This window comes from Streptomyces sp. NPDC001093, assembly GCF_040298985.1.
Lineage (GTDB): Bacteria > Actinomycetota > Actinomycetes > Streptomycetales > Streptomycetaceae > Streptomyces.
The window spans coordinates 1-9,897 of the sequence record NZ_JBEPBF010000217.1; the positions used below are offsets into that span (position 1 = coordinate 1).

General features: G+C 72.4%; 8 protein-coding genes and 1 rRNA gene. 5 read left to right on the plus strand and 4 right to left on the minus strand.

All coding sequences use genetic code 11. The features are described 5' to 3' along the window. From mtrB to mtnA, 3 genes are all read right to left on the minus strand, one after another. A partial coding sequence (gene mtrB, locus ABT288_RS47895; RefSeq protein WP_351622825.1) for an MtrAB system histidine kinase MtrB occupies positions 1-1,907 on the minus strand: 1,907 nt, incomplete at its 3' end. Position 1,908: 1 nt separating this feature from the next. Next, on the minus strand, positions 1,909-2,598 hold the full coding sequence (gene mtrA / locus ABT288_RS47900; RefSeq protein WP_191870552.1) for a two-component system response regulator MtrA: 690 nt from the start codon (positions 2,596-2,598) through the stop codon (positions 1,909-1,911). Between the two features lie 173 nt (positions 2,599-2,771). After that, positions 2,772-3,914, minus strand: a complete 1,143-nt coding sequence (gene mtnA / locus ABT288_RS47905; protein ID WP_351622828.1) for an S-methyl-5-thioribose-1-phosphate isomerase — start codon at positions 3,912-3,914, stop codon at positions 2,772-2,774. A gap of 140 nt (positions 3,915-4,054) precedes the next feature. Here mtnA and ABT288_RS47910 point away from each other — a divergent pair, with 140 nt between their 5' ends. From ABT288_RS47910 to ABT288_RS47930, 5 genes are read left to right on the plus strand one after another with little or no spacing between them, the layout of a single operon-like run. Beyond that, complete coding sequence (locus ABT288_RS47910; RefSeq protein ID WP_351622831.1) at positions 4,055-5,437, plus strand: glycerophosphoryl diester phosphodiesterase membrane domain-containing protein; 1,383 nt, start codon at positions 4,055-4,057, stop codon at positions 5,435-5,437. 4 nt (positions 5,438-5,441) lie between these two features. Further along, positions 5,442-6,224: a DUF4129 domain-containing protein gene (locus tag ABT288_RS47915; protein WP_450857635.1), complete on the plus strand. Its 783-nt coding sequence runs from the start codon at positions 5,442-5,444 to the stop codon at positions 6,222-6,224. Then, positions 6,221-7,417, plus strand: a complete 1,197-nt coding sequence (locus tag ABT288_RS47920) for a DUF4350 domain-containing protein (RefSeq protein ID WP_351622833.1) — start codon at positions 6,221-6,223, stop codon at positions 7,415-7,417. The genes ABT288_RS47915 and ABT288_RS47920 overlap by 4 nt, the downstream gene beginning before the upstream one ends. After that, entirely contained in the window at positions 7,417-8,406 is a 990-nt protein-coding gene (locus tag ABT288_RS47925) for an AAA family ATPase (RefSeq protein ID WP_351622840.1), read from the plus strand. The genes ABT288_RS47920 and ABT288_RS47925 overlap by 1 nt, the downstream gene beginning before the upstream one ends. After that, positions 8,406-9,716, plus strand: a complete 1,311-nt coding sequence (locus tag ABT288_RS47930) for a DUF58 domain-containing protein (protein WP_351622836.1) — start codon at positions 8,406-8,408, stop codon at positions 9,714-9,716. The genes ABT288_RS47925 and ABT288_RS47930 overlap by 1 nt, the downstream gene beginning before the upstream one ends. Positions 9,717-9,806: 90 nt before the next feature. On the opposite strand, the gene rrf is transcribed toward ABT288_RS47930, so the two are convergent. Further along, positions 9,807-9,897 (minus strand): 5S ribosomal RNA (rrf, locus tag ABT288_RS47935); the annotation flags it as partial.

The window sequence follows — 9,897 nt, forward strand, 5'->3', positions numbered from 1 at the left end:
CGCGGTGCGATCGGGGCGCGCGGCGGCAGCGCGGACGCCTGGGCGCCGCTGGGCTGCACCGGAACGGTCGCCCGCTTCTCCTCGCCTCCGCCGGGCAGACCGGCCTCGTCGAGGCCGCGATTGCGGCGCGAGTCCTTGGGCTCCAGCGGTATCGGCGAGCCCCGCAGCGGCTCGTCGGCGGTCCTGGGCAGCGTCAGCCGGAACTGGGAGCCACCGCCCGGCTCGCCCCAGGCCTGCAGCCAGCCGCCGTGCAGCCGCGCGTCCTCCAGGGCGATCGACAGCCCGAGGCCCGTACCGCCGGTGGTACGCGCGCGTGCCGGGTCCGCCCGCCAGAAGCGGCTGAAGACCCGCGTCGCCTCGCCCGGCTTGAGTCCCACGCCGTAGTCGCGCACCGCGACGGCGACCGCGCCACCCGCCGCGGCGAGCTTGACGATGACGTCCTTGCCCTCGCCGTGCTCGACGGCGTTGACGACGAGGTTGCGCAGCACCCGCTCGACACGCCGGGCGTCGGCCTCGGCCACGACGGGCTGCTGGTCGCCGACCACGCGTATGTGGGAGCCCTTGCGCTCGGCGAGCGGCTCGGCACCGCTGACCACACGCCGGACGACCTCCCTGAGGTCTATCGGCTCGGCCTCCAGCGCCGCCGCTCCCGCGTCGAAACGGCTGATCTCCAGCAGGTCCGCGAGCAGCGACTCGAACCGGTCCAGCTGGTCGGCGAGCAGCTCGGCCGAGCGCGCGGTCACCGGGTCGAAGTCCTCACGCGCCTCATGGATGACGTCGGCGGCCATACGGACGGTCGTCAGCGGGGTGCGCAGCTCGTGCGAGACGTCCGACACGAACCGGCGCTGCATCCGCGACAGGTCCTCCAGCTGCTGGATCTTCACCTGGAGGTTCTGCGCCATCTTGTTGAAGGCCTCGCCCAGACGGGCGATGTCGTCCTCACCGGTGACCTTCATCCGCTCCTGCAGCCGCCCGGCGGACAGCCGCTCCGCGATCCCGGCCGCCATCCGCACCGGCGTGACCACCTGGCGCACCACCAGCCAGGCGATCGCGCCGAGCAGGACGACGACGAACAGCCCGGCGGTCGCGAGCGTGCCCTTGACCAGGCTGAGGGACTTCTCCTCCTGGGTCAGCGGGAAGAGGTAGTACAGCTCGTACGGCCGCCCGTTCGGGTCGTTGAGCTGCTTGCCGATGACCAGCGCCGGCTGCGACTCCTTGCCGTTGGCGTAGACGATCCGGGCGTAGCTCTGAGCGGCCGTCGTACCGCTGTTGACCCGTTCGCGCAGGTCGTCGGGGATGCTGGAGGTCGGGTTGACGTTCCCGGAACCGCGCGGGCTGCGGCCGCCGCCGCTGTCGTCGCCGACGGGCAGCGTGACCACGTCGAAGGCGCCCGCACCGCCGCTGGACAGCGACTCCACGAGGTCGCTCATCCACTGGATGACGTTCTGCGGCTGCCGGCCGTCCGCGGTCGCGGTGCCGTCGGCGGTGCCGCTCCCGGCGGGCGCACCGGTACCGGCGCCGCCGGCCGCCTCGTCGGCCTTCTGCTTGGCCACCGCGAAGCCGCCCGTGGCCTGGCTCTGCGAGGCCCTGACCTTCGCGTCCAGCAGGCCGTTGCGCACCTGCCCGATCACGACGAAGCCCAGCAGCAGGACGACGCCCAGGGACATCACCAGCGTCGTGGCGACGACCCGTAGCTGGATGTTGCGTCGCCACAACCGCATCACCGGCAGCAGCGGACGACGCACCCAGCGCAGGAACAGCCTGATGACCGGGCTGCCGTGGACCCCGCCCTCGAGCAGCCCGCCCTCGAAAAGAGTCCTCAACCGGGCACCCGGCGTCCGGCCGACAGGCCGCCCCGGACGGGCTCCGGACCGGCCGGGAGCCGAAGCGGCGCTGTCCCCGGACATGTCAGCTCGGCCCGGCCTTGTAACCGACACCACGGACGGTCACCACGATCTCGGGCCGCTCCGGGTCCTTCTCGACCTTGGAACGCAGCCGCTGGACGTGCACGTTGACAAGCCGCGTGTCGGCCGCGTGCCGGTAGCCCCACACCTGCTCGAGGAGCACCTCGCGGGTGAAGACCTGCCACGGCTTGCGGGCGAGCGCGACCAGCAGGTCGAACTCCAGCGGGGTCAGCGCGATCGACTGCCCGTCCCGCTTCACCGAGTGCCCGGCCACATCGATGACCAGGTCACCGATGGTCAGCTGCTCCGGCGCCGGCTCCTCCGACCTCCGCAGCCGCGCCCTGATCCGGGCGACCAGCTCCTTCGGCTTGAACGGCTTGACGATGTAGTCGTCGGCGCCCGACTCCAGGCCCACGACCACGTCGACGGTGTCGCTCTTGGCCGTGAGCATCACGATCGGCACCCCGGACTCGGCCCGGATCAGCCGGCACACCTCGATGCCGTCCCGTCCGGGCAGCATCAGGTCGAGCAGGACCAGATCGGGCTTGGTCTCCCGGAAAGCGGCCAGCGCCTTGTCGCCGTCGGCTACGAAAGACGGCTCAAAACCTTCACCACGCAGCACGATGCCGAGCATCTCGGCCAGTGCGGTGTCGTCGTCGACGACAAGGACTCGTCCCTTCATAAACGACATCATCCCATTCTCGTAACAGTGACAGAGGCGCTGGTGAGCGAGGTCACTGGCCGGTGACGATAGTCGTACGAGGCCGTCACTGTCTGCCCCCGTCCGCCGAGCCCGGCCATGAAGCGGGCCAAAGGGAGGGCACAGGGTCACTCTTCGCGGGGTGCGGTCGAGCCGGCATCAGCCCATCAGCTGATCGCCGCCCGGCGCGACCCGGCGCACAGCTCCGCAAGCGCCTCGGCCGTCACGGGTGAGACCACTCCCTCCTCGGTGACGACGGCCGTCACCAGCTCGGGCGGCGTCACGTCGAACGCCGGGTTGTACGCCTGGGTCCCCAGGGGCGCCACCGGAACACCGCCTCCCGCTCCCGTCACCGGCACCTGAGGCGCGGCGATCTCGGTCACCTCGAAGCCGGGGCGCTGCTCGACCTCGATGGACGCCCCGTCAGCAGTGTCCGGATCGACCGTCGTCACCGGCGCCACCACGATGAACGGCACATGGTGGTACCGCGCCAGCACAGCCAGCGGATAGCTCCCCACCTTGTTCGCCACCGAGCCGTCGGCCGCGATCCTGTCCGCCCCGATCAGCACCGCGTCCACCTCACCGGCCGCGAGCAGCGAACCCGCCGCGTTGTCGGTGAGCAAGGTGTACGCCATGCCGGTACGGGCCGCTTCGTACGCAGTGAGGCGAGCGCCCTGCAGCAACGGCCGTGTTTCGTCCACCCACAGCCGCCGCAGCCGCCCCTCGCGGTGCGCCTTGAGGGCCACCGCGAAGGCCGTGCCCTCACCACCCGACACCAGCGAACCGCTGTTGCAGTGGGTGAGGATCCGGTACCCGCCGCCGGACACCAGCTCGTCCAGCAGCGCGAGTCCGTGAGCCGCCATCCGGGAACTGGCCTCGGCGTCCTCCCGGTGCAGCGCCCGCGCCGCGGCCAGCGCCGCCGTGGCCGCCTCGGTGGCATCGCCGCTCCGCGCCAGCGCGGCCTGATACGCGGCCTGGGCCCGGCGCACGCCGACGGACAGGTTCACCGCGGTGGGCCGGGCACCCTCGAGGGCCCACGCCGCCTCGGCCACGTCGAAGCCACGCGCGGCGGCGAGCGCGACACCGTACGCCCCTGCGATCCCGAGCAGCGGCGCCCCGCGCACGGCGAGCGAACGGATCGCCTCCACCAGCGCCGACGCGTCCGTGCACACCAGCTCGACCTCCTCGACCGGCAGCCGCGTCTGATCGAGAAGCACCAGCACAGGGCCTTCGGGTGGTTCCTCCCATCGGATCGCAGGTATCTCGGTCGACCGCTTGTCCCCGTCGGTTCGCGCCTGCTGATCAGCCATGCCGTCAGTCTGCCCCGAATCCGGCGGACCATTGAAGGCATCCAGCGCCTACCGCGGCCGGTCCCTTCATGACCACCCCATGGCACGATGGCTGCCAACCTGCCGCCGCGACCGCGGACGGGCACCGAGAAGGAGCTTCGATGACAGACACTCCGGGCTGGGCCTCGCCCGGAACCGCCCCGTCGAACGAGGGGCGGGAACCCGGCGCGTCCGGTCCCGCCGAGCCTGCCGACCGTCCCGGCGACACCGCACCAGCACCGCAGCCGGATGCCGACACGCAGGGCCCAGGCGTGAAGTGGTCCAAGGAGCAGCCGCCCCCCGGCCAGTGGTCCGCCCCCACCGGTGCCCCCAGCCCCCACCAGACCCCGCCGCCCCCGCCGCCCGGCCCGGGCTGGACCGGACAACCGCCCGCCGGCCCCGGCAGCCACGGAGGCGGGTACGGCGGCCCTCCCGGCGGCTACGGCGGTTACGGCGGTTACGGCACCCCCGGCGGTCACGGAGCCTGGGGCGGCGGCTGGGGCGGCCCCCCGCCCGCGGCCAAGCCCGGCGTCATCCCGCTGCGCCCCCTCGGCGTCGGCGAGATCCTCGACGGCGCCGTCTCCACCATGCGCACCCACTGGCGCACGGTCCTCGGCATCTCGCTGGCGGTGTCCCTTCTCCTGAACACCAGCATGGTCCTGCTGCAGGGTTTCGTGCTCAACGACGCCACCGTCCAGCCGACGGTCAACGACCCGAACAACGCCAGCCCCGGCGAAGTGCTCCACACCCTGCGCGAAACCATGATCGGCACCGGCATCGTCTCGGTGATCCGCACGGTCGCCATCATCCTTCTGACCGCCCTGCTCACGACCATCACCAGCCGGGCCGTCCTCGGCAGGTCGGTCACCGCCGGCGAGGCCTGGCGCGAATCCCGACCGCAGATCCTGAAACTCTTCGGACTGCTGATGCTGCTGGGCCTGATCTTCGCCGGAGTCGTGCTCGCCGGCGGACTGCCCGGCATCCTCGTCCTGCTCGCCGGGAACATCGGCGACGGAGCCGGCCTGCTCGCCCTCGGCTTCCTCGCGGCCACCGTCGTCGCGGTATGGCTGGGGATCCGCTTCTACCTGGCCGCGCCCGCCCTGATGCTGGAGCGGCAGGGCATCGTGAAGTCCCTGAAGCGCTCCGCGAAGCTCGTCCGCGGCTCCTGGTGGCGCACCTTCGGCATCGTGCTGCTCACCCTGCTCATCACGGTCATCGTCGCGTCGGTCATCTCCATCCCCTTCACCCTCATCGGGGCCGCCGTCAGCGGCGACAGCACAGGCGACGTGCTCGGCACCAGCGGCGGACACATCGGCTGGACCGCCCTGATCATCCGCGGCATCGGCGCCCTGATCGGCACCACGCTCACCCTGCCGATCAGCGCGGGCGTCACCGTGCTCCTCTACATCGACCAGCGCATCCGCCGCGAGGCCCTCGACCTCGAACTGGCCCGCGCCGCCGGTGTCCAGAGCACCGGCGGGCCCGGCCCCGTCCCGGGGAGCTGATGCGGTGAGTCTCACGGGGGGACTGCTCACGGCGCCGGCATCGTCCGGCGCCGGCGGCACGGTCGTACAAGGCCTGCTGCGCGCGGCGGACACGGCCGTCCGCGCAGCGGGCGGCTCGGGAGACGGGCCGCCCGTGACCACCCCGCGCGATCCCGCGCGGGAGGCGGCTCGCCGCGAGCTGTCCAAGCGGATGTACCACGAGAACGATCCCGGGCTGTTCCAGCGCGCACTGAACGCGTTCTGGGACTGGCTCGACCGGTTGTTCAGCTCGGCCGCCTCGTCGACACCCGGCGGCACGATCGGCCTGGTCGTCGTGGTCCTGTTCGTCGTCGCAGTCCTGGCCGCCCTGTGGTGGCGCCTGGGCACCCCGCGCAGGCAACCCTCCTCCACCGCCGCCGCCCTGTTCGACGACCGCCCCCGCAGCGCCGCCGAACACCGCGCGGCCGCCGAGGCACACGCGGCCCAGGGCCACTGGAACCAGGCCGTGCAGGAGCGCATGCGGGCCATGGTCCGCTCCCTGGAGGAGCGCACCCTGCTCGACGTCCGCCCGGGCCGCACCGCCGACGAAGCGGCCGCCGAGGCCGGCCGGACCCTGCCCGCACACACCGACCGACTGCGGGCCGCGGCCCGCGAGTTCGACGACGTGACATACGGCGGACGCAGGGCGACCGAGCAGTCGTACCACCGCATCGCCGAACTCGACCACGACCTCGAACGCACCAGGCCCACCCTCGCCCACAGCACCACCAGCACGGCCCACACCACCCACCAGGGGGCCGCCGAGTGACCGCAGAGGCCACGCTGCCGGCCACCTCCACCGCGCCCACCGTCCGCCAGGTGTGGACCCGCGCACGAGGCATCGCGCTCGCCGCCGCGCTCATCCTGGTGGCGGCCGTCGCCATGGCGGCCGTACGCTCCACAGTCCGGCACGGCGAACTGGACCCGCGATCCGCCGACCCCTACGGCAGCCGTGCCGTCGCCCAACTCCTCGCCGGCCATGGCGTCTCCACGCGTGTGGTCACCACGCTCGGCGTCGCACGCAACGCCGCCGGAGCGGACACCACGCTCCTGGTCGCCGTACCCGACCTGCTGACGAGCCGTCAACAGGACCAGCTGCGCAGGGACACCGCCACCTCCGGCGGGCGCACCGTCCTCGTCGCGGCCGGCAGCCCCTCCGTGGAACGACTCGCGCCCGGAGTCACCGCAGACCCCGCCACCAGCAGCGCCACCACGCTCGCCCCCGGCTGCACGCTGCCCGAGGCCCGGCGCGCGGGCAGCGCCGACACCGGCGGCATCCGCTACACCACGACCCGCCTCGACGCCGACCGCTGCTACCCCAGCCAGCGCCTTGCCACCCTGCTGCGCATCCCCGAGGCATCCGGGGGCGGCGACACCGTCGTGCTCGGCGCGCCCGACATCCTCTACAACGACCGCCTCGACAAGCAGGGCAACGCCTCGCTCGCCCTCCAACTCCTCGGCTCGCGCCCCCATCTGGTCTGGTACCTCCCCTCGCTCTCCGACGCCTCGGCCACCGGCACCGGCGGCCGGAAGAACTTCCTCGACCTGCTCCCCTCGGGCTGGCTCTGGGGCACCCTGCAGCTCTTCATCGCAGCGGGCCTCGCCGCCTTCTGGCGGGCACGCCGCTTCGGCCCCCTCGTGCCCGAAAAACTCCCCGTCGCGATCCGCGCCTCGGAGACCGCCGAAGGCCGCGCCCGCCTCTACCGCAAAGCCGACGCTCGCGACCGCGCGGCCGCCGCTCTTCGCTCCGCCACCCGCATCCGCCTCGCCCCCCTGGTCGGCATCCCCGTCACCCAGGCGCACACGCCCGAGACCCTGCTCCCTGCCCTGTCCGCACACCTCACCGGTGACCAACAGGCCCTGCACTCGCTCCTCTTCGGACCGCGGCCCGGCGACGACGCGGCCCTCATCGCACTGACCGACCAACTCGACGCCCTCGAAGGAGAGGTACGCCGTTCATGATGGACCCGACCACTGACAACGCCGGGACCACCGGGGACGCGGGCACCGCCCGAGCCTCCCTGGAAGCCCTGCGCGCCGAGATCGCCAAAGCCGTGGTCGGCCAGGACCCCGCCGTGACCGGCCTAGTCGTCGCCCTCCTCTGCCGCGGACACGTTCTCCTCGAAGGAGTCCCCGGAGTCGCCAAGACCTTGCTCGTCCGCGCCCTGGCATCCGCACTCGAACTCGACACCAAGCGCGTCCAGTTCACCCCCGACCTGATGCCGAGCGACATCACCGGCTCCCTCGTCTACGACACCCGCAGCGCCGAGTTCTCCTTCCAGCCCGGCCCCGTCTTCACCAACCTCCTCCTCGCGGACGAGATCAACCGCACCCCGCCCAAGACCCAGTCCTCCCTCCTGGAAGCCATGGAGGAACGCCAGGTCACGGTCGACGGCACACCCCGCCCGCTCCCCGAGCCGTTCCTGGTCGCCGCGACGCAGAACCCCGTCGAATACCAGGGCACCTACCCCCTCCCCGAGGCCCAACTGGACCGATTCCTCCTCAAACTGACGATCCCTCTGCCCTCCCGCCAGGACGAGATCGACGTCCTGACCCGCCACGCCTCGGGCTTCAACCCACGAGACCTGCGCGCCGCCGGCGTACGCCCCGTCGCCGGACCCACCGACCTGGAAGCCGCCCGCGCCGCCGTCGCGAAGACGACCGTGTCCCCCGAGATCACCGCGTACGTCGTGGACCTCTGCCGCGCCACCCGGGAGTCGCCCTCCCTCACCCTCGGCGTCTCCCCGCGCGGCGCCACCGCTCTCCTGGCCACCTCACGCGCCTGGGCCTGGCTGACGGGCCGCGACTACGTCATCCCCGACGACGTCAAGGCACTCGCCCTGCCCACCCTGCGCCACCGGGTCCAGCTGCGCCCCGAGGCGGAGATGGAAGGCGTGACGGCGGACTCCGTCATCAACGCCATCCTCGCGCACGTCCCGGTCCCCCGCTGATGGCACTCACCGGACGCGCCGCCCTCCTCGCGGCCCTCGGCTCGATCCCCGTCGGCATCCTGGAACCCGGCTGGACCGGCATCCTCGCGGTCAACGGCCCCCTGGCCCTCGCCTGCGCCTGCGACTACGCGCTCGCCGCACCCGTACGACGGCTCGTCCTGTCCCGGTCCGGCGACACCTCCACCCGTCTCGGGGAGGCCGCCGACGTCACGCTCACGATCACCAACCCGTCCCGTCGCCCCCTTCGGGCACAGCTGCGGGACGCATGGCCGCCCAGCAGCTGGCTGCCGGGCACCGAGATCGAGGCCTCCCGCCACCGTCTGGCCGTCCCCCCGGGCGAACGCAGACGCGTGACAACCCGGCTGCGTCCCACCCGCCGCGGCGACCGCCAGGCCGACCGCGTGACGATCCGCTCCTACGGCCCCCTCGGCCTGTTGCCCCGCCAAGGCACCCACAAGCTGCCCTGGTCCGTACGAGTTCTTCCCCCGTTCACCAGCCGGAAGCATCTCCCGTCGAAACTCGCCCGATTGCGTGAACTGGACGGCAGGACCAGCGTGCTGACCCGCGGCGAGGGAACGGAGTTCGACAGCCTGCGCGAGTACGTTCCCGGAGACGACACCCGCTCGATCGACTGGCGAGCCACCGCCCGCCAGTCCGCCGTCGCCGTCCGCACCTGGCGCCCCGAACGCGACCGGCACATCCTGCTCGTCCTGGACACCGGCCGCACCTCGGCCGGCCGCGTGGGCGACGCACCACGCCTCGACGCCTCCATGGACGCGGCACTCCTCCTGGCGGCCCTGGCCTCCCGAGCCGGCGACCGCGTGGCGCTCCTGGCGTACGACCGCCGGGTACGGGCCCTGGTTCAAGGCCGGTCGGCAGGAGACGTACTGCCGGGCCTGGTGAACGCCATGGCCCCGCTGGAACCGGAACTCGTCGAGACCGACTCCCGGGGCCTCACCGCGGCAGCTCTGCGTACGGCACCTCGCCGATCCCTGATCGTGCTGCTCACGACGCTCGACGCGGCACCCGTGGAGCAGGGTCTGCTCCCCGTGCTTCCGCAGCTCACTCAACGGCACACCCTTCTGGTCGCCTCAGTGGCCGACCCGCACATCGCCCGGATGGCAGAGTCCCGGGGCAGCGCGGAGGCGGTGTACGAGGCAGCAGCGGCGGCTCAGGCACAGAGCGAGCGTCAGCGCACCGCTCAACAGCTACGACGGCATGGTGTGACGGTTGTGGACGCGACGCCGGAGGCTCTCGCGCCGGCGCTGGCGGATGCGTACCTGGCTCTGAAGGCGGCGGGCCGGCTTTGATCCGCCGTGGCTCTGCCGCCCTTCGGGGTACTGCAGGTCCTGAAATGCAGAAAGGCCCACGCCTTCCGGCGTGGGCCTTTCCCAAAAATTGTTCGGCGGTGTCCTACTCTCCCACAGGGTCCCCCCTGCAGTACCATCGGCGCTGTGAGGCTTAGCTTCCGGGTTCGGAATGTAACCGGGC

Excerpts from the sequence above, each read along its gene's own strand:
- ABT288_RS47930 (WP_351622836.1), top strand. The coding sequence starts at position 8,406 with ATGGCACTCACCGGACGCGCCGCCCTCCTCGCGGCCCTCGGCTCGATC.
- ABT288_RS47910 (WP_351622831.1), top strand. The coding sequence starts at position 4,055 with ATGACAGACACTCCGGGCTGGGCCTCGCCCGGAACCGCCCCGTCGAAC.
- mtnA (WP_351622828.1), bottom strand. The coding sequence starts at position 3,914 with ATGGCTGATCAGCAGGCGCGAACCGACGGGGACAAGCGGTCGACCGAG.
- ABT288_RS47925 (WP_351622840.1), top strand. The coding sequence starts at position 7,417 with ATGGACCCGACCACTGACAACGCCGGGACCACCGGGGACGCGGGCACC.
- mtrA (WP_191870552.1), bottom strand. The coding sequence starts at position 2,598 with ATGATGTCGTTTATGAAGGGACGAGTCCTTGTCGTCGACGACGACACC.